General features: G+C 65.4%; 17 protein-coding genes. 9 read left to right on the top strand and 8 right to left on the bottom strand.

From position 1 onward, the window contains the following. Positions 1 to 166 precede the first annotated feature (166 nt). The 7 genes from JOF47_RS21560 to JOF47_RS21530 all read left to right on the top strand — a co-directional run bounded on the left by JOF47_RS21560 (position 167) and on the right by JOF47_RS21530 (position 7315). A complete protein-coding gene (locus tag JOF47_RS21560) occupies positions 167 to 1288 on the top strand; it encodes an ABC transporter substrate-binding protein (protein ID WP_210002764.1) in 1122 nt (373 codons plus the stop codon). A gap of 349 nt (positions 1289 to 1637) precedes the next feature. Beyond that, the gene (locus tag JOF47_RS21555; RefSeq protein ID WP_210002762.1) at positions 1638 to 2654 is read left to right on the top strand and encodes a PDR/VanB family oxidoreductase; all 1017 of its coding nucleotides are present in this window, start codon (positions 1638 to 1640) and stop codon (positions 2652 to 2654) included. A gap of 11 nt (positions 2655 to 2665) precedes the next feature. Next, positions 2666 to 3883 (top strand): cytochrome P450, encoded by a 1218-nt coding sequence (locus tag JOF47_RS21550; RefSeq protein WP_210002760.1) that lies wholly within the window; start codon positions 2666 to 2668, stop codon positions 3881 to 3883. Positions 3884 to 3985: 102 nt separating this feature from the next. Continuing rightward, positions 3986 to 5638 (top strand): amidase, encoded by a 1653-nt coding sequence (locus JOF47_RS21545; RefSeq protein WP_210002758.1) that lies wholly within the window; start codon positions 3986 to 3988, stop codon positions 5636 to 5638. A gap of 210 nt (positions 5639 to 5848) precedes the next feature. Next, positions 5849 to 6166 carry an EthD domain-containing protein gene (locus tag JOF47_RS21540; protein ID WP_210002755.1) on the top strand — a complete coding sequence of 106 codons (318 nt, stop codon included), beginning with the start codon at positions 5849 to 5851 and terminating at the stop codon, positions 6164 to 6166. Between the two features lie 52 nt (positions 6167 to 6218). Further along, positions 6219 to 6638, top strand: coding sequence for a GlcG/HbpS family heme-binding protein (locus tag JOF47_RS21535; RefSeq protein ID WP_210002753.1), 420 nt, complete (start codon positions 6219 to 6221; stop codon positions 6636 to 6638). Between the two features lie 65 nt (positions 6639 to 6703). Further along, positions 6704 to 7315, top strand: a complete 612-nt coding sequence (locus JOF47_RS21530; RefSeq protein ID WP_210002751.1) for an NIPSNAP family protein — start codon at positions 6704 to 6706, stop codon at positions 7313 to 7315. Between the two features lie 100 nt (positions 7316 to 7415). Here JOF47_RS21530 and JOF47_RS21525 read toward each other — a convergent pair whose 3' ends face one another. The 4 genes from JOF47_RS21525 to JOF47_RS21510 all read right to left on the bottom strand — a co-directional run bounded on the left by JOF47_RS21525 (position 7416) and on the right by JOF47_RS21510 (position 10632). Then, on the bottom strand, positions 7416 to 8618 hold the full coding sequence (locus JOF47_RS21525; RefSeq protein ID WP_210002750.1) for an acetyl-CoA C-acyltransferase: 1203 nt from the start codon (positions 8616 to 8618) through the stop codon (positions 7416 to 7418). A 78-nt stretch (positions 8619 to 8696) separates the two neighbouring features. After that, positions 8697 to 9167, bottom strand: a complete 471-nt coding sequence (locus JOF47_RS21520) for a MaoC family dehydratase (RefSeq protein WP_210002748.1) — start codon at positions 9165 to 9167, stop codon at positions 8697 to 8699. Next, entirely contained in the window at positions 9164 to 9922 is a 759-nt protein-coding gene (fabG, locus tag JOF47_RS21515) for a 3-oxoacyl-ACP reductase FabG (protein ID WP_210002746.1), read from the bottom strand. Before fabG ends, JOF47_RS21520 begins: the two co-directional genes overlap by 4 nt. 56 nt (positions 9923 to 9978) lie before the next feature. Further along, a complete protein-coding gene (locus JOF47_RS21510; protein WP_210002744.1) occupies positions 9979 to 10632 on the bottom strand; it encodes a histidine phosphatase family protein in 654 nt (217 codons plus the stop codon). 365 nt (positions 10633 to 10997) lie between these two features. On the opposite strand from JOF47_RS21510, the gene JOF47_RS21505 reads away from it, so the two are divergent. Next, positions 10998 to 11816 carry an oxepin-CoA hydrolase, alternative type gene (locus tag JOF47_RS21505; RefSeq protein WP_210002742.1) on the top strand — a complete coding sequence of 273 codons (819 nt, stop codon included), beginning with the start codon at positions 10998 to 11000 and terminating at the stop codon, positions 11814 to 11816. A gap of 73 nt (positions 11817 to 11889) precedes the next feature. On the opposite strand, the gene JOF47_RS21500 is transcribed toward JOF47_RS21505, so the two are convergent. Then, positions 11890 to 13086: an acyl-CoA dehydrogenase family protein gene (locus JOF47_RS21500; protein WP_210002738.1), complete on the bottom strand. Its 1197-nt coding sequence runs from the start codon at positions 13084 to 13086 to the stop codon at positions 11890 to 11892. A 307-nt stretch (positions 13087 to 13393) separates the two neighbouring features. After that, positions 13394 to 14422, bottom strand: coding sequence for an HhH-GPD family protein (locus tag JOF47_RS21495; protein ID WP_210002736.1), 1029 nt, complete (start codon positions 14420 to 14422; stop codon positions 13394 to 13396). 59 nt (positions 14423 to 14481) lie between these two features. Between JOF47_RS21495 and JOF47_RS21490 the strand changes: the two genes are divergently transcribed. After that, complete coding sequence (locus JOF47_RS21490) at positions 14482 to 15108, top strand: hypothetical protein (RefSeq protein WP_210002734.1); 627 nt, start codon at positions 14482 to 14484, stop codon at positions 15106 to 15108. Between the two features lie 38 nt (positions 15109 to 15146). Here JOF47_RS21490 and disA read toward each other — a convergent pair whose 3' ends face one another. Both disA and radA read right to left on the bottom strand, forming a co-directional pair. Next, positions 15147 to 16223, bottom strand: coding sequence for a DNA integrity scanning diadenylate cyclase DisA (disA, locus tag JOF47_RS21485; RefSeq protein ID WP_210002732.1), 1077 nt, complete (start codon positions 16221 to 16223; stop codon positions 15147 to 15149). A 117-nt stretch (positions 16224 to 16340) separates the two neighbouring features. Beyond that, positions 16341 to 17726 (bottom strand): DNA repair protein RadA, encoded by a 1386-nt coding sequence (radA, locus tag JOF47_RS21480; protein WP_210002730.1) that lies wholly within the window; start codon positions 17724 to 17726, stop codon positions 16341 to 16343. Between the last annotated feature and the right edge of the window lie 43 nt (positions 17727 to 17769).

The following is a 17769-nucleotide window of genomic DNA, read 5'->3' as shown; positions in this document are numbered from 1 at the left end:
CAGCCTGGCAGCCCGGCGGGTTTCGCACCCACCTCACCTCAAAGTTTTGCCCTAACGGAAGCGGCGGGAGCAATAGCCATGGAACGCGCCCTGACCAAGGGCCGCAATATCTTGCTTCCGACGAAATCAGCTTCACCGAGCACGAATCAACCACGCAGGAGTATGAATGTTTGAGTCACAGAATGGCGGGTCGCCTCTTGGAGGTCTGCGGGCATTGGACAACGGAGTCTCGCGCCGATCGATATTGAGGTTTGCGGGACTTGGTGCTGCAGCCATTGGCGCGGCGCCATTGCTGGCGGCCTGCGGGAGCAACGCGGCACCCGCAGCGACCGGTGCCATGCGCAAGTTCAACGCTGCGGCGTTCCCGGGCGATGCGTACTTCCTTGACACCATCAACCTGGAAAACAAGTTCTACGCGCAGCACCAGCTCGAGGTTGCCAAGCACATCACCCCACAAAGCGGCGTCCAGGCGTTCCAGCTGCTCGTTGCCGGTGCCGTTGACGGCTATGCCTCCGACACGGGGCTGTTGATGGCAACCCACGCCAACAGCTCCAAGGGCAAGCGCCCGGTGCTGGTTGGTTTCCGTAACCTGGATTCCACCTACGGGATCATTGGCGGCCCGGACAGTCAGTGGCCGGCTGCGGATGCAAGCTTCGAGGAGAAGATGCACTCGTTGAAGGGCAAGAAGATCGGCGTCACGGCCGTTGGAGCCGGTGGCGACCTGCAGCTGCGGTTGGCCCTCGAACTGGCGGGCATGAAGCCCGGCGACGTCACGGTGCTTGCCGTGGGCCCCACCGCCCAGGCCATCCCGAACATCAAGGCCAAGCGCATCGACGCCTATGTCGGTGTCCAGTGGACGGCAACGCGGTTTATCAGCAAGGAAACCGGCGGGACGATCCTGCTGGACTTCGCCGAAGCCAGTGCGCCGGACCTGCTGCGCAACCAGGCGGTTGTGGCCATTGCCGTGCGTGAAGAGATGGCACAGCAGCAGCCGGAGGTTGTGCAGAACTGGTTGGCGGCGCAGGACGCCGCCAACTGGTGGATCGGCGAGAACAAGGAAGCTGCGGCCAAGCTGCTCAACGACAACGGGCTTGGCGGCAAGGGGCTGGAGATTGCCACGGAGTACGTGGAGCACTATGTTGCCGACGTGCAGCCGAAACTGAACCCGATGTTCAAGGCGACGGAGGAAACCGTGGATAAGATGGCCGAACTCGCGCTGCGTTTCGGCAGCGTCAAGAAGGGCGATATCACCTACGCGCAGCTCGTCCCCGAATTCGCGCGCGCCTAAGCGGGAACGCAAAACGCACCGAATGGTTCGCCGTCCTGCCCCGGGTAAGCCATTGGCGTGGCTCGGTGGGGGACGGTGGGGATTAGCCGCCTGAGACCGGGACGAGTTCCCCGGGAGGCGACCGGCCCGCAACGCCCCCATGCGCCAGTTCACATTCGGCGGCGCCCTTGCCGTCACCCAAGCAGGAACAGCATCCCCACGTACCGCAGCTTGCGGCACGTGGGGATGCTTTTTTGTGATGAAAACAGCCGCAGTTCGCTGTCAAGCAACCGTCCGCTGCAACGCGGCTATCACCTCGATAAGCCATGTGAGATTGCTTACAGCACCCGCCAGCACGCATGATCGAAGCATGCCTACTACAGCCGCTTCGCTCCCGGTCGATGCCTCGCCGACCCCCAAACCCGCTGTCGGCCACCCGGGAATCCAGTCCTTGAGGGTGGCGCGGAAAGATGTCCTCGCCGACGGTGTCGTGCGGCTGAGGCTCGAAGAACCAAACAACGCCCGCGTCCCCGACTGGACGCCCGGATCCCACATCGAGCTGGTGCTCCCCACCGAGGACCAGGGCGCGCTCTCGCGCCACTACTCGCTGTGCGGGGACCGTTGGGACGCACACGCCTACGAGGTCGCCGTGCTGCGCGAACCGAATTCACGCGGAGGATCGCACTACATCCACGACGTGCTGGCCGTCGGGGACATGATCACCGTGGGCACCCCGCGCAACAACTTCCTGCTCACCCAGGGCACCCGATACGAATTCATCGCCGGCGGCATCGGGATCACCCCGATCATGACGATGATCGCCGCGGCCGAGAAGCTGGGCATCGACTGGCACCTGCACTACGGCGGCCGCAGTCGCGTCTCGATGGCTTTCCTGGACGAGCTGGCCCAGTACGGTGACCGCGTCACCGTCTGGCCGCAGGACGAGCTGGGCCACCTGAACCTTTCCTTCCTCAACGAGCCGATCGAAAACGGCCGCGTGTACTGCTGCGGCCCGGAGCCGCTGCTCAACGCCGTGGCCGGGGCAGCCTCCGAGTGGCCGAAGTGGGCGGTGCGCTTCGAGCGCTTCGTGCCGGCCACCCAGCCACCACCGGTGCGCACCGAACCGTTCGAGCTTGAACTGACCCGTTCCAAGAAGTGCGTCACGGTCGGCACCAATGAGACAGTCCTTTCGGCCCTGGGAAATGCCGGTGTTCCGGTGCTTGCCTCCTGCATGGAGGGTGTCTGCGGAACCTGCGAGGTCTCCGTGTTGCGTGGCACACCCGAGCACCGCGACTCGCTGCTCAACGACGCCGAACGCGCCAAGAACGACCGGATGTTTGTCTGTGTCTCGCGTTCCATCACCGACAAACTCGTCCTGGATCTTTAGGAGATATCCCCATGACTGCCCCCACCCAATGCCCGGTGAACCACGGGACCATCCCCGTCCTTGACGATGATCCGTTCTCTCCGGAAATCCTTGAAAACCCGGTGCCGTTCCAAAAGCGCATGCGCGAGGCCGGCCCGGTGGTATTCCTTTCCAAGTACAACGTCCACGCCATGGGCGGGTACGAGGACCTCTCAAGCGCCGTGGCCAACTGGCAGGGTCTTTCCTCCGGTTCCGGTGTGGGACTCAACGAGCCGTGGCGGGCCCGCGGCCTGCTGCAGATGGATCCGCCGGAGCACGACGCCCCGCGCGAGGTGCTCCAGGAAATCCTCTCCTCGCGTGCGTTGCGTGCCATGAAGGACAACTGCCTGGAACGTGCCGGAACCCTGATCGACGAGATCCTGCAGGGAACCACATCCGGCCAGCAGATCGAGATCGACGGCCACGGCCAGATCGGCTCGGTCTTCCCGGTGAACTTCTTCCCGGACGCCTCCGGCATCGACGAGACGGACCGCGAGAACCTGGTTCCGTACGCCGACCACATCTTCAACGCACTGGGCCCGACCAACGATTTGGTCAAGAAGGGCGAATGCAAGGCCGCCGAATACCAGGAATGGGCCACCGCTAAGTGCCAGCGTGACTCGCTGAAGCCCGTGGGCTTCGGTGCGGACATCTGGGCTGCCGCCGACCGCGGCGAGATCCTGCACGAACACGCGCCGCTGCTGACCCGTTCACTGCTCTCCGCAGGCGTCGACACCACGGTCTACGGCATCTCCGGCATGCTCTACGCCTTCGCCTCGCACCCGGAACAGTGGGATGCCCTGCGCGCCAACCCGGGCCTGGCCCGCGTAGCCTTCGACGAATCGCTGCGCTGGGAATCCCCGGTCCAGCAGATCTTCCGCAAGACCACCGCGGAGGTGAACTTCGGCGGAAGCACCATCCCCGCCGAAAGCCGTGTCATGTTGTGCTTCGCCGCGGCAAACCGCGACCCGCGCCGCTGGGAAAACCCGGACAAGTTCGACCTGACACGCGACCCGTCCGGCCACCTCTCCTTCGGCATGGGAATGCACCAGTGCGTGGGCCAGCATGCGGCCCGCCTGCAGGCAGCGTCCCTGCTGGAGAAGCTGATCCCGCGCGTGAAGAGCATTGAGCTTGCCGCGCCGATCGGGCGCCAGCACAACAACACGCTGCGCGGCTTGAAGTCCGTGCCGCTGCGCCTGACGCTCGCCTAGGTAGATCCCTAAGGTGTGTGCACGCCGGCATCGGGGAGGGACCCCTCGATGCCGGCGGGGGTGTGCACCGTGATTCACATCGAACACCAAGGAGCTTGACGCATGACCGCTGCCGTTGAAACCGCCGGGCTCCACCAACTGACACTGGCGCAAGCGGGGGAGCTTATCGGTTCGCACCGGCTCTCCCCGGTCGAGTATGTCGAGGCGCTGGTTGCCCGCGCCGAGGCCGTCGACGTGCAGGTTCAGGCGTACGTCACCCGGACCTTCGAGCAGGCGCTCGACGGGGCGCGGAAGGCATCCGACGAGATCGCCGCCGGCCGCTACCGCGGTCCACTGCATGGGATCCCCTTTGCGCTTAAGGATTGTTTCAACACCGCGGGCATCCCGACCACCGGGCATTCAAGGGTGCTGGCGGACAACGTGCCGGACCGGGACGCCGTGGTGACGGGGAAGCTGCGGGACGCCGGCGCGCTGCTGATGGGCAAGCTGGCTCTTTTCGAGTTTGCCCATGGGGGACCGTCGTTCGACCTTCCCTGGCCGCCACCGCGAAACCCCTGGAACCTGACCCGCGTCACGGGAGGCTCCTCGAGCGGTTCGGCGGCGGCGATCGCCGCGGGCATGGTGCCGGCAAGCATCGGCACCGACACCGGCGGTTCGATCCGTGTGCCCGCATCCCGCTGCGGCATCACCGGCCTGATGCCAACCCCCGGGCTGGTCGGCCGCTCCGGGGTCATTCCCCATTCGCACACCTTCGACCGCAGCGGCCCCATGGCGCGCACCGCCGAGGACTGTGCGATCCTGCTCCAGTCAATCGCCGGCCACGACCCTGCCGACCCCGCCAGCGTGGCCCGCGAGATTCCCGACTACGTCGGCGCCTTGACCGGTGACCTGCGCGGTCTGCGGATCGGCGTGCTGCGTCACAACTGGGAGGAAGAGGTCTCGGTAAGCAAGGATGAGTGCCGGGCCATGGATGCAGCCCTCGGCGTGCTTGAGGAGCTGGGTGCCACACTGGAGGACTGCCGGATACGGCCGATGCAAAGCTACGGCGACATCAAGACGATCATTGCCGAAACCGAGGTGCTCAATGTGCACCAGCGTGAGCTGATCGCCCGTCCCGACCACTTCGGCGACGACATCCTGGGCCGCATGCTGCCGGCCGTGCTGTTCACGGCCAACGACCTCATCCGGGCCGGGCGCGAACACCAGCGGGCCATTGCCGAGATGCAACCCCTGTACCGTCGCTTCGACGCCTTCATCACCATCTGCTCGGGCGAGGCGCCGACCTTCTCCGCGCACGACCCGCTGGCCTTCTGGAAGAACTCCAACCACTTCACCGCGGCCAACGTCACCGGCCAGCCGGTCCTCGCGCTGCCCAACGGCTTCGGTTCCGGCGGGCTGCCGCTGGGCATGCAGATCCTCGGCAGGCCATTCGGCGAAGCGACGATCCTGCGCATCGGACACGCGTACCAGATGGCGACGGGGTGGCACTTGCGGCATCCCGAACTGGTCGCCGGCGCCATTGCGCCGCCGGTCGAAGTACCCCGGTTGTCGACGGGAACGCTGGGGGACGTCGACCCGGTGCTTCGGGGGGAGTGCCTGGCGGCAGTCGGCCGGGCCGGCCTGGATCTCGACGGGCGGATGCTCGAACAGCTGTTGGAGGGCGCACCTTACGCCCTCGCGATGGCCGACCGCATGCCGCGCGACCACGCGTACGCCGAAGCGCCGGCCAACGTGTTCTCGCTCCGCTCGCCCTGAACCCTTCCCGCACCCGCGCCAACCGCGGGGTGCACTCCAGAGCGCAAACAATTGAACACTTCCTCTTGAGCACCACCCCTTGACCTTGCCCGTTGAGCAACCAGCAACGGGCGATCCATAAAGAATGCCGCCGACGCGGGGCACTGACCTGCACCGAAGTGCCGGGACGTGTTGCCCCGCGGCCAGGGCGGCCGTCGAAAGGTAAGGCACGTGAAGGAAAACACCGAATACATGTGGCTCGTCCAGCTTGATATCCCGGAGGAGCTCGACGACGAGTTCAACCGCATCTACAACGACGAGCACGTTCCATTCATCGCGAAGGTCCCGGGCGTCCTGGGCGTCCAGCGTTACGTCCTGGAACGGCCCAACGCGGGCGTGCAGCGCTACGCAACGGTCTATCGCGTGGATTCCCCGGACCTGCCGCAGACCCCGGAATGGAAGGCCGCATCCTCACAGGGCGACTGGGCGTCGAAGATCAGGCCGCACACCTCCAACGCCTCGCTGTCCATGTTCCGGGCCATTCCCTAGCGCGTCCGCGACTTCAGAAACCCTTTTTCCGAAACCACCCGAAAGACAGGTCATGACACTCACCCTCGCACAGGCAAACCTCGTCATTGCAAGCGCCATCGACAAAGCCACGGAATTGGACATCAGGATCAGCGTCTCGGTCTGTGATGCCGGCGGCCGGCTCCTCGCCTTCGGGCGAATGGACGGCGGGCACTGGGGTGCCGGCTATGGCTCGCAGGGCAAGGCCATTACCTCCGCCGGCTTCGCCAAGCCCAGCGGCCTGCTCGCAGAGCGTGCCGCCTCGCCGATCATGTCCGGCATCGCCCAGGCCGAGGGCGGGCACATCTTCTACGCCAAGGGCGCCGTCCCGATCTTCTGCGACGGCATCCTGGTCGGTGCCTGTGGCGTGGGCGGCGGCACCGGTGAGCAGGACGAAGAATGCGCGGGCGCCGGCGTAGCAGCGCTGGACGGATTGCTGAGCCTGCGCAATTGAACCTCCGGGGGACAGGCCGCCCCGGCACCGAGAACCCGTTCGACCAACACGAGAAGGAAATGCCAATGATTTACGAAATCCGTTCCTACCAGGTGGATTCGGAGAATGTGCCGGAGTTCGAGCGGCGGTTCGGCACCGGGTATGTCGACCGTGCTGAATTCTCGTCCCTGGCCGGCTTCTGGCGCACCACGGACCAGCCGCAGAGCGAAGTAATCCACGTGTGGCCCTACCGGGACCAGGCCGAGCGCACCGAGCGGCGCGCCCTCGCCGCCCGGCACCCGAACTGGCCGCCGGCGACGGGCGAATTCGTGGACCGGATGATGGTGGAGCTGGTGATCCCGTTCGACTTCGTCGAGGAACCGGCCCCCGCAGCCGTCGGACCGGTCTTTGAGATCCGCTACGACTACTTCAAGGTCGCCGACCTTCGCGCCGCCGGCGAGGCCTGGTCGAAAGCGATCCGGGAGCGCAGCAAGCACGATTCGCTCGTGCTTGCCGGACGCCTGGAGTTCGGGCAGACCAACGGGATCGTCCAGATCTGGGCGCACCCGGACGAGGAGCACCGTGCGCGGGCGGTCGCTGTCGCAGGGGCCGGTGCCACGCGGCCGGCCGATTGCCCGGCACCGCTCTCCACGTTGGTGAAGCGGTTGGCACCGGCGGAGTTCTCTCCACTGCAGTAGCGGGTGGAAAACGCAGGCGGTTCCCCTTGGCGTGACGCCGAGGGGAACCGCCTGTACTCATTTCTGCCGCGGCCACGGCGTCCGTTGAGCGAGCGAGTGTTTAGCGCGCGACCTCAAAGAGGCCGGCGGCGCCCATGCCGCCGCCCACACACATTGAAACCACCACGAATTGCGCATCGCGGCGCCGCGCCTCGAGCAGCGCGCTGCCCACGGCCCGCGAGCCCGTCATCCCGTAGGGGTGGCCCAGGGCGATCGCGCCGCCGTTGACGTTCATCTTTTCCGGGTCGATCCCCAGGAAATCACGGCAGTAAACCGCCTGCGAGGCGAAGGCCTCGTTCAGCTCCCACAGCCCGATGTCATCCACGGTCAGGCCGTGGTTCCTCAGGAGCTTCGGGATCGCGGAAACCGGGCCGATCCCCATCTCGTCGGGCTCGCATCCGGTCACGGCGATGCCGCAGTAGTAGCCCAGGGGTGCAAGGCCCAGGGAGGCCGCGAAATCGCTGTTCATCAGGACGTTGGCGGAGGCGCCGTCGGACAGCTGCGAGGCGTTTCCGGCCGTCACGGTCGGTTGTGCCGTGAATTCCCCGGGCTGCAGGACCGTGCGAAGCCCCGCGAGGGTCTCGGCGGTGGTGCCGGCGCGCACGCCCTCGTCCTGTGAGACCAGCTGCTCGAACTCGGTGACCTCGCCGGTTTCCTTGTCGGTCTTCAGCGTGGTCACCCAGATCGGCGCGATCTCGTCATTGAACCTGCCGCTCGCCTGGGCATTTGCGGCCCGCTGCTGGGAGAGTGCGCCCATGTGGTCCTGCCGTTCGCGGCTGATGCCGTAGCGCTCGGCCACGAGTTCGGCGGTCCGCAGCATCGGCATGTAGGTGCCGGGGATGTTGGCCTCAAGCCAGGGATCGCGGCTGCGGTACTTGTTGAGGTGTTCGTTCTGCACCAGCGAGATGGACTCTACGCCGCCGCCCACGGTCACCGCCATGGAGTCGACGAGGATCTGCTTGGCGGCCGTGGCGACGGCCATCAGGCCGGAGGAACATTGCCGGTCGATGGTCTGCCCGGGAACCGTCACCGGCAGGCCCGCGCGCAGGGCGCCCTGGCGGGCGACGTTGAAGCTTTGCGTCCCTTGCTGCGCGGCGGCACCCATGATGACGTCCTCGACCAGTGACGGGTCGATTCCGGTCTTGGCCAACGCCGCGGCAATCGCGTGCCCGGCCAGCTCGGGAGCCGAGGTGTTGTTGAAGGCGCCGCGGTGCGCCTTGCCGATGGGGGTGCGGGCGGTGGCAACTATGGCTGCTCTGGACATGCGCGTGCTCCTTAATGCAGGGGGTGATGTATGTGGGGCGGCCGGGGCTGGGGACCGTGCCCCCGGGTCAGGGCTGCCCTAGACCTTGGCCTCGTAGAGCCGGGAGACGACCTCGGCGACACAGCCAGGCTTCTTCGCCTCCCCGTTGAGCTCCTGTTCGACGGTGACCTGGACCGTTGACTGCGCCCAGGTGCCCTCGCGGTCAACGGACACCAATTTGACCCGGCCACGCACGCGCGAGCCGACCAGGACCGGGGCCGGGTAGCGGACCTTGTTCGATCCGTAGTTCACGCCCATGGACAGCCCGTCGATGCGGTAGGTGTTGAACATGAACCCGGAGACCAGCGAGAGCGTCAGGTAGCCGTGCACCAGCGTGGTGCCAAACGGGCCCGAGGCCGCACGCTCGGTGTCGACATGGATCCACTGGTGGTCGTTGGTCACCTTGGCGAACGCATCGATATCTTCCTGGGTGATGGTGCGCCATTCGGTGACGCCGATTTCCTCACCCACGCACTGCGCAAAGTCGTCCACCCCGTTGAAGATCCTCATGCCTTCGGTCCACCCGCCACGTAGAGGACCTGGCCGGAGACGAAACCGGCGTTCTCGGAGGCGAAGAAGGACACGGCATTGGCGATGTCCGTTGGCTTGCCGGTGCGGCGCACCGGGATTGCCGCGGCGGCCTTCGCGGTGAAGTCCTCGAAGGTGATGCCCATGCGCTCGGCGGTGGAGGCGGTCATCTCGGTTTCGATGAAGCCCGGGGCGATCGCGTTGGCGGTGACACCGAACTGGCCAAGTTCCAGGGCGAGGGTCTTGGTGAATCCCTGCAGGCCGGCCTTGGCGGCCGAGTAGTTGGCCTGGCCGCGGTTGCCCAGTGCCGAGGTGCTCGAGAGGTTGACGATGCGCCCCCACTTGGCCTCGACCATGTGCTTCTGGGCCGCGCGGGAGACCAGGAAGGATCCGCGCAGGTGCACGTTCATGACCAGATCCCAGTCGGAGACCGACATCTTGAACAGCATGTTGTCGCGGATGATGCCCGCGTTGTTGACCACCACGACCGGGGCTCCCAGCTCGTCGGCGGTGCGGGCGACCGCCGCATCGACCGCTTCCTCGTCGGAGATGTCGGCGACGATGCCGATGGCCGAATGGCCCTGGGCGCGCAGGTCGCTGGTGAGGGCGTCGAGGCCCTTCTGGTCGAGGTCGATCGCCGCGACGTTGAATCCGTCGGAAGCGAGGCGGCGCGCAATTTCGGCGCCGATGCCGCGTCCAGCTCCGGTGACGATTGCCGTGCGCTTTTGTTCAGTCATGGTGAGACCTGTTTCCTTGTGTCGGGTGTGAAGCAAAAACTTGTTCCCTTGCCGCCCTAGCGGTAGGTGATCCAGGAGCTGGGGAGATGGCCGTGGTCGTTGAACGTCACCATGGTCTTCCCGGAGGCGCCGGAGACGATTTTGGTGACGCCGGAATTCACGGTGACCCGGTTCAGTGCGAGCCATTGCTGGAATCCGCCGTCCAACAGTCGGGCTGCCGCCCAAGCGATGACGCCGGAACTCGAGACGACGACCGCGCTCTGTCCCGATCCGAGTCCGTCCACGGCCCTGTCGAGGGCCGCGTCGACCCGGTCGGTGAATGCGGTGAACGTTTCGAGGTAGTCGGCGTCGTGGTCGCCGGAGGCCCACCGGGTGGAGGCCTTTTCGAGCAACCGCTGGAAGGCGCGTGAATCGCTCTTGGCGCTCGGGTCGTCCGTGGGATAGGCGCTGATCAGGTCGGAGGCGTTGAATTCGTCCCAACCCGGGTCGATGTCGAGCGTCGTGTCCCAGTCGGCGGCCTCGATGAGCCCTTGTGCCGTCTGGCGCTGGCGCTTCATGTCGCCGCTGGTGATGCTGGTCGGGGTTGTCCCGGCCCGCATCAGAAAGTTGCCGAGGGACTGACTCTGGTCCTTGCCGCGGGGCGACAGGCGGTCATAGTCCTCGGTGCCGAAGGATGCTTGTCCGTGCCGGACCAAATAGAGAACGCTCACGTTCTGGACGTTAGCCGACCAAGTGCCCTGCTTCACAGTATCCAGGGGTAATCACGGGTATACCGTTCCCGTGTAGCTGGCCGTTCCGTGCCGGTTGTTGCACCCCGGACATCCGTGGGCATCAGGCAAGAACGACGTCATGAAGCCCGGATCTCGGCGTGCCAGCCGCTGGCGATCGGCTATCTTGAGTGGAGCACGGGACCCGCCACGGCGTCGCCCAGCGGGCCGCCCGAAGCGGCCGCACTCGCCTCCCGGGTCCTGGAACCCGCAATTGAAACTTCCCCCTCCCGTGCCGCTGCCGCAGCATGGCGGCCGGGACGGCATCCAGCCGCAACACGAACCGATCTTGGACAGGAATCCGCAGCATGAACACCGACGTTCTCTTGGCCCGCAACGAAGGCCCGGTACTGGTACTGACCATCAACAACCCGTCCACGCGCAACTCGATAGGGCCTGAGTTCTTCCAGGCTGCCAGCAATGCGATGAGGGCGGCCGCGGAAGACCCTGGCGTGGGAGCCATCGTGTTCACGGGTGCCGGCGGCTTCTTCTGCTCCGGCGGCAACCTCCACCAGCTCGCCACCACCCGGGACCTCGACACGGAGACCCGGTATGCCCGGATCGGACTGTTGCACCGGATGATCCTTGACATCAGGGCCTGCCCCAAGCCGGTCATCACGGCCGTGGAGGGCGGTGCCGCCGGGGCTGGCCTGTCGCTGGCACTTGCCGGCGACCTGCTCGTGGCTGCCCGCAATGCGTTCTTCTCCGCCGCCTACATCAAGGCCGGGCTGACCCCAGACGGCGGGCTGACGGCCTTGCTTGCCGAATCCGTGCCGCGCCAGGCGCTGACCCACATGTGCCTCACCGGCGCACGCGTCGGCGCGGAACGATTGCACGCACTGGGTGCGGTGACTTCACTGGTGGACGCCGGGCAGGCCGAGGCCGAAGCCATTGAACTGGCAAACCAACTGGCCCGGGGCCCGGAACGAGCCACAGGACGGATCCTCGGGTTGTGCCGCACCGCGCACACGCAAAACCTGGAAGAACAGCTGGATGACGAAGCCCGATCCATGGTCGCCAGCATGGTCGACCCCGAGGCGGCCGAGGGCATCGCGGCGGTCCTGGAACGGCGTGACGCCCGGTTCGCTGCCCTGCGTTCCGGTCCGGAGCAGGAGTTCACGCGGTAATTTCCGCGGGTTGGCGATAAAGCCAAGAAAGGGGGATGGCGCCTAGCGCCATCCCCCTTTCCGAACTTCGGTGTTACCTGGTTTCGGCGCCGTTGAAGGCCGAGATCCCGGTGATCTCGCGTCCCAGGATCAGTGACTGGATGGAGTCGGTGCCCTCGTAGGTGTGGACGACCTCCATGTCTGTCATGTGGCGGGCCACGTGGTATTCCAGCAGCAGGCCGTTGCCGCCGAGGATGTCGCGTGCCTCGGCACAGATCCAGCGTGCCTTTTGTGCGGTGTGCATCTTGGCCAGCGAGGCCATCGGCCCGGTGAGCTTGCCCTGTTCCTGCAGGTTGGTGATGCGGAAGCAGATCAGCTGCATCGCGGTCAGCTCGGCGAGCATGTTGGCGAGCTTGTTCTGGACCAGCTGGAAGCTGGCGATCGCCTTGCCGAACTGGATCCGGCCCTTGGCATATTCCACGGCGCACTCGTAGGCGGCGATGGCATGGCCCAGGGATTCCCAGGAAGCGTTGCCGCGGGTGTTCATCAGCACCCGGCCGACGTCCTTGAAGCTCGAGGACTCCGCGAGCTTGTTCTCCGCCGGAACCTTCAGGTTGGTGATGGTGATGTCCGGCTGCAGGATCGCGCGCTTGCCGATCTTCCCGGTGATGACCTCGGCGTTGTACCCCTCCGGGTAGCTGCCGTCGGCATTGCGTTCGACGACGAATGCCTGGACCTTGCCGTCGGCCTCGTCGCGGGCCCAGAGCACGATGACGTCGGCGTAGCTGGCGTTGCCGATCCAGCGCTTCTTGCCGTTGAGCACCCAGTGGTCGCCTTCACGGCGGGCCGAGGTCTCCAGCGCGACGGAGTCGGAACCGTGCTCGGGTTCGGTCAGTGCGAAGGAACCGATCTTCTCGATCTTGGCCATGGCCGGGAGCCAGTGGTTTTTCTGGTCCTCGTCGCCCAGCAGTGCGATCGATCCCATGGTCAGGCCCGACTGGACACCTAGGAAGGTGTTCATGCTGCCATCGACGCGGGACATTTCCAGGGAGACCATGGCCGCGGACAACCGGTCCATGCCCGGGCAGCCGTAGCCTTCGATGAAGGTGCCCACGACGTTGAGCTTGGCCAGCTTGGGCAGCAACTCGAACGGGAAAGCGGCTCGTTCCCAGTAGTCGTTGATGACGGGCAGCACGTCTTCGCGGGCGAATTTCCGCACGCGCAGCTGGATATCGCGCTGGGTATCGTTGAGCGATTCCCCCAACAGGTAAAAGTCGGTGATGTCGTTCATGACTGCTCCGTTTCCAAGAAAAAGCGTGATGGTTCATCTCGGCAGTCCGGAACATTGGAATGGCCGCAAGGCGCACAAGGGCCCGGCTGCCGAGCGGTTCAGTACCACGCTCTCAAAGGTGGTCAGGAAACTCCAAGACCTATTTGGCTATCACCCATGCCCGAAAACGTATCAACCGGTCCCGGGCTTCGCAGCGGACCGGGAGCCGGTGAGGAACCCGTGGCAAAGAGGATGGTGACCCGCGGAAGGTTCGGGCGCGCATCAGCACCAAGGCGGGATTGGGCCGCCGGTCATCCTGAAAACCGGGCTAGTGCGGCAGTCCGATGCCTGCCGCACTTTGCTGTGCCAGCCCGTCGGCCAACAGCGAATCCAGTGCCCGCTCGCGCTGTTCGGCAAGGGCAGGTAGCGCGTGCAGGGTCACCCACGACTCATGGTCAGGGTCTCCCTGCCGGGCGGAGGCCGCGATCCGTGGCTCGCTTGCCACTGCGGCCAGATCGGGAGCCCCAAGCAAGTCTTCCCGTTTGACCGGCCCCGGCGAATGGCGCAGCACGGCCATCATCGCGCCGCGGACCTGGCGGTCGGTCCCGTGCCAGGGTTGTCCCTTGGGAACATAGTGTGGTTCCGGGCGTCCTGCCGCAATCCACGCGCATTGGTCAATGACCGGGCAGTCCTCGCAGCGCGGGGAACGCGCGGTGCACACCAAGGCGCCAAGCTCCATGACACCGATGTTCCAGGTGTTTGCCAGCGCAACCTCGCCGGCATTTTGCGGGTTTGATTTCGGCAGGAGCCGGGCGGCCAGGGCCAGTTCGGCGGCATTCTGGTTCTGCTCGGGCAAGGCCTTGCCGCTGACCAACCGCGCGTGGACCCGGCGGATGTTCGTGTCGACCACAACCGTGGGCACCCCAAAGGCAAAGCATGCGATCGCGGCAGCCGTATAGGTGCCCACTCCGGGCAATGCCAACAGTTCGGCTTCGGTCCCGGGAACCTGCCCGCCGTGCTGCTCGGAAATCACGATCGCAGCGGCATGCAGGCGCAGGGCGCGGCGCGGGTAGCCCAATCGGCCCCAGGCGCGCACGACCTCGGACACGGGTTCGGCGGCAAGATCCGCCGGTGTCGGCCAGCGCTCCATCCACGTTTCCCAGACCGGCAGGACCCGGACCACGGGGGTTTGCTGAAGCATGAATTCGGAGACCATGACAGCCCAGGGGCTGGCCGATTTTTCCCGCCAGGGAAGGGTCCTGGCATGCGTGGAGTACCAGTCTGCGATGTGCTGGTGAAGCACCGGTAATTGCGGGTGTGGCACGAAAAACCTCGGGAATGTTAAATGGGACAACATTACTCTATCGGGCGGCGTGGGAGCCGTGGCGAAACGCGATAGCTTCGTAGCCTTGAAGTATGGCAGAAAAGCAGGTCCGTTCCACTCGCCCGTCCCCAAAGGTGTATCGACGCCGTCGTCTGGCGGCGCTGATCGCCGGGCTTCTGGTGATCGTGCTTCTGGTGTGGGCGGGAATCGCCATTGCCTCGTCGCTGCGCCCGAAGGAAGCAGCCGAAAAGCCAACGCAGACCACGGCGCCGAGCGACGCCCCGGCGGCACCAGAAAGCTCCGGCCCCGTGGCGGAGCCAAGCAACGGGCCAGCTGGGTGCTTGGAAGGCGACATCAGCGTTTCGGCAACGACGGTACAGGCAACGCACGGGCCCTCGGAGAACCCGGTGCTTGTCATGACGATCAAGAACGACGGCCAGTTCGAGTGCAGCGTGAATGTCGGAACAAGCCAGCAGGAATTCACGGTCATGAGCGGCAGCGACAGGATCTTTTCAACGTCCGATTGCCTGGCGGATCCCAGCGACATTGATATCACCATGAAGCCGGGCGGCAGCGAAAGCGCACGGTTCACCTGGGAACGCGTGCGCAGCGCCCCCGGGTGCAAGGTCGTCAACGCGAAGCCGCGTCCCGGGTGGTACGGGTTCACCGCGAAACTCGGGAACATCACAAGCCAGAAGAACGGCTTCGAACTGAAATAGCTCGGAGACCGTCCGCCGGCCCGCGCCGGAAGCAGCGGCTAGATGAATCGATCCAGCAGCGAGGACTCGGCAATCCGGGAGAGCCCCTCGCGCACCGTGCGTGCGCGTTGCTCTCCGATGCCGTCAACCGCCATGAGATCTTCAATATTGGCGGCCATCAGGCGCTGCAGGCCACCGAAGCTTGTGACCAGGCGATCGGAGACGGCTCGCGGAACGGACTTGATGCCGGCGAGCAAGCGGTATCCCTTGGGGGTGACGACTGCTTCCAGGGAATCGATTCCGGGGCTGACGCCAAGAATCGAGGCAATCTTTCCCAGGTCAATGAGGTCGGTGCTGTCCAGGTTCTGCAATTTGCGCAGGGCCGCATCGATGTCGAGTTCTGCCTTGCCCAGTGACGAGTAGTCCTTCAGCAGCAGGTCGGAGCCGGGTCCGAGCCCTGCGGACAGCTCATCGAGCTGCAAGGCGAGAAGGCGTCCGTCGGCGCCGAGCTCCAACACGTATTGGGCGATTTCCTCTGAAATGCGCCGAACCATTTCCTGCCGTTGCAGCATCGCCGCAACGTCCCTGACCGTTACCACTGCCTCGATCTCGGCAGCCGAGAGCGCATTGGTGACCTGGTCAAGGCGTGAACGGTAGCGTTCGAGTGTTGCCAGGGCCTGGTTGCCGCGGGCCAGCACGGGTTCGGAACCTTCCAGGACGTATCGGATGCCCTGAACGTAGAGCGCGATGATGTGCATCGATTGGGATACCGAGACCACGGGGAATCCCGTTTGGATCGCAACGCGTTCGGCCGTGCGGTGGCGCGTGCCCGATTCCTGGGTGGGAATGCTGTGGTCGGGGACCAGCTGGACGCCTGCGCGCAGGATGTGTGAACCGTCCTTGTCGCAGACGATTGCCCCATCCATCTTGGCTAGTTCGCGAAGGCTGGTGGGGGAGAAATTGATGTTGATATCGAATCCGCCGGAACAGATCGCGTCGACGACCTTGTCGTGGCCCAAAACGATGAGCGCGCCGGTCCGGCCGCGCAGGATGCGTTCAAGGCCATCGCGCAACTCCGTGCCCGGGGCAACCCGCGCCAGGGTGGTGCGCAGTGCATCTTCGGGGCTTTTGGACATGGCCATTTCCTTCCGGGGGATCAATACAATGGTATGGCCATGTCTGTAGTGGTGAATGCGGAAATGAACGCAAATGCCCGGTATCGGTACCGCTTCGTTACCAATGTGTCCAAAAACCTAGTTTTTGACCCGTTGCTCAAAGGCGATGTTGAGGGCTTCGTGCACCGAGGAGACGGTGAATACCCTGATGGAATCCGGGAAGTTCTTGGTCGGCTGCGGCGAATCCGGAACCATCGCGTACCGGAACCCGAGGCGTTCGGCTTCCGTGATGCGCCTGCCGATCTCCGGCACCGGGCGAACCTCCCCGGCCAGGCCGACTTCGCCGAACGCAACGAACTGCGGCGGCAGCGGGTGGTTGTGCATCGAGGAAGCCAATGCCAGCGCCGTGGCAAGGTCGGTTGCCGGTTCGCTGAGCTTGACCCCGCCGACGGTTGCCACGTAGGAATCCAGACCGCTGAGCTCCATCTTTGCCCGCGATTGCAGTACGGCAATGATCATCTGGGTGCGCGCCGCATCCAGGCCGCTGGTGGCCCGGCGCGGGATCGCACTCACCGAACGGGAGAGCAAGGTCTGGACCTCGGCAACCAAGGGCCGCCGGCCCTCGAGGGTGACGGTGATGCAGGTTCCCGGAACCGGGTCCTTGGTGCGGGTGACGAACAGGCCCGAGGGATCAGCCAGTCCGTGGATGCCGGTTTCGGTCAAGTCGAAGCAGCCCACCTCGTCGGTGGGGCCGTAGCGGTTTTTCAGGGCCCGTAGCAGGCGCAGGCGGGAATGGCGCTCGCCGTCGAACTGGCACACCACATCGACCAGGTGTTCCAGCAGCCGGGGCCCGGCAATCGATCCTTCCTTGGTCACGTGGCCAACCAGCACGGTGGTCATGTTCCGGCGCTTGGCCGCGTTGATTATTGATGCCGCAACCTCGCGGACCTGGGAGATGCCTCCGGCCGTGCCGTCGACCTCGCCCGAGGCCAGTGTCTGCACGGAGTCGACGACCAGCAGTTCCGGGTCGATCTTTTCGATCTGGCCCAGGGCGATGCCAAGGTCGGTTTCGGCGGTCAGGAAAAGCGTCTCGGCGATCGCGTCGATGCGTTCGGCGCGGACCTTGACCTGGGCGGCCGATTCCTCGCCGGTGATGTATAGGACCTTGCGGTTGCCGCGGGCCGCACGGGCAGCGACATCGAGCAACAGGGTGGACTTGCCCACGCCGGGTTCGCCCGCCAGGAGGATCACGGCGCCGGGCACGAAGCCGCCGCCCAGCACCCGGTCGAGCTCGTCGACCCCGGAGGGCCGGTAGGAAGCGGCCGAGGCGTCGATGTCGCCGATGGGCTGGGCCGGGCTGGCGATGGTGCTTGCGACGGTGGTCTTGGCGCTGACGGCTCCCATTTCCTCGACGGTGCCCCACGCCTGGCATTCGCCGCAGCGGCCCACCCACTTCACCGTGCTCCAACCGCATTCCGCGCAGCGGTAGGAGGGAGTGGATTTGGTGCGTGCGCTCTTAGCCATGTGCTTGATGCTAGTGCCTTGCACCGACGGTTTGCGCAAGCGC

Source organism: Paeniglutamicibacter kerguelensis, from assembly GCF_017876535.1.
Classification (GTDB): Bacteria; Actinomycetota; Actinomycetes; order Actinomycetales; family Micrococcaceae; genus Paeniglutamicibacter; species Paeniglutamicibacter kerguelensis.
The sequence above is the reverse complement of the archived record's forward strand: the minus strand, read 5'-3'. Positions and strand labels throughout refer to the sequence as shown.

Excerpts from the sequence above, each read along its gene's own strand:
- JOF47_RS21560 (WP_210002764.1), top strand. The coding sequence starts at position 167 with ATGTTTGAGTCACAGAATGGCGGGTCGCCTCTTGGAGGTCTGCGGGCA.
- JOF47_RS21555 (WP_210002762.1), top strand. The coding sequence starts at position 1,638 with ATGCCTACTACAGCCGCTTCGCTCCCGGTCGATGCCTCGCCGACCCCC.
- JOF47_RS21550 (WP_210002760.1), top strand. The coding sequence starts at position 2,666 with ATGACTGCCCCCACCCAATGCCCGGTGAACCACGGGACCATCCCCGTC.
- JOF47_RS21545 (WP_210002758.1), top strand. The coding sequence starts at position 3,986 with ATGACCGCTGCCGTTGAAACCGCCGGGCTCCACCAACTGACACTGGCG.
- JOF47_RS21535 (WP_210002753.1), top strand. The coding sequence starts at position 6,219 with ATGACACTCACCCTCGCACAGGCAAACCTCGTCATTGCAAGCGCCATC.
- JOF47_RS21530 (WP_210002751.1), top strand. The coding sequence starts at position 6,704 with ATGATTTACGAAATCCGTTCCTACCAGGTGGATTCGGAGAATGTGCCG.
- JOF47_RS21525 (WP_210002750.1), bottom strand. The coding sequence starts at position 8,618 with ATGTCCAGAGCAGCCATAGTTGCCACCGCCCGCACCCCCATCGGCAAG.
- JOF47_RS21520 (WP_210002748.1), bottom strand. The coding sequence starts at position 9,167 with ATGAGGATCTTCAACGGGGTGGACGACTTTGCGCAGTGCGTGGGTGAG.
- fabG (WP_210002746.1), bottom strand. The coding sequence starts at position 9,922 with ATGACTGAACAAAAGCGCACGGCAATCGTCACCGGAGCTGGACGCGGC.
- JOF47_RS21505 (WP_210002742.1), top strand. The coding sequence starts at position 10,998 with ATGAACACCGACGTTCTCTTGGCCCGCAACGAAGGCCCGGTACTGGTA.
- JOF47_RS21500 (WP_210002738.1), bottom strand. The coding sequence starts at position 13,086 with ATGAACGACATCACCGACTTTTACCTGTTGGGGGAATCGCTCAACGAT.
- JOF47_RS21495 (WP_210002736.1), bottom strand. The coding sequence starts at position 14,422 with ATGTTGTCCCATTTAACATTCCCGAGGTTTTTCGTGCCACACCCGCAA.
- JOF47_RS21490 (WP_210002734.1), top strand. The coding sequence starts at position 14,482 with ATGGCAGAAAAGCAGGTCCGTTCCACTCGCCCGTCCCCAAAGGTGTAT.
- disA (WP_210002732.1), bottom strand. The coding sequence starts at position 16,223 with ATGTCCAAAAGCCCCGAAGATGCACTGCGCACCACCCTGGCGCGGGTT.
- radA (WP_210002730.1), bottom strand. The coding sequence starts at position 17,726 with ATGGCTAAGAGCGCACGCACCAAATCCACTCCCTCCTACCGCTGCGCG.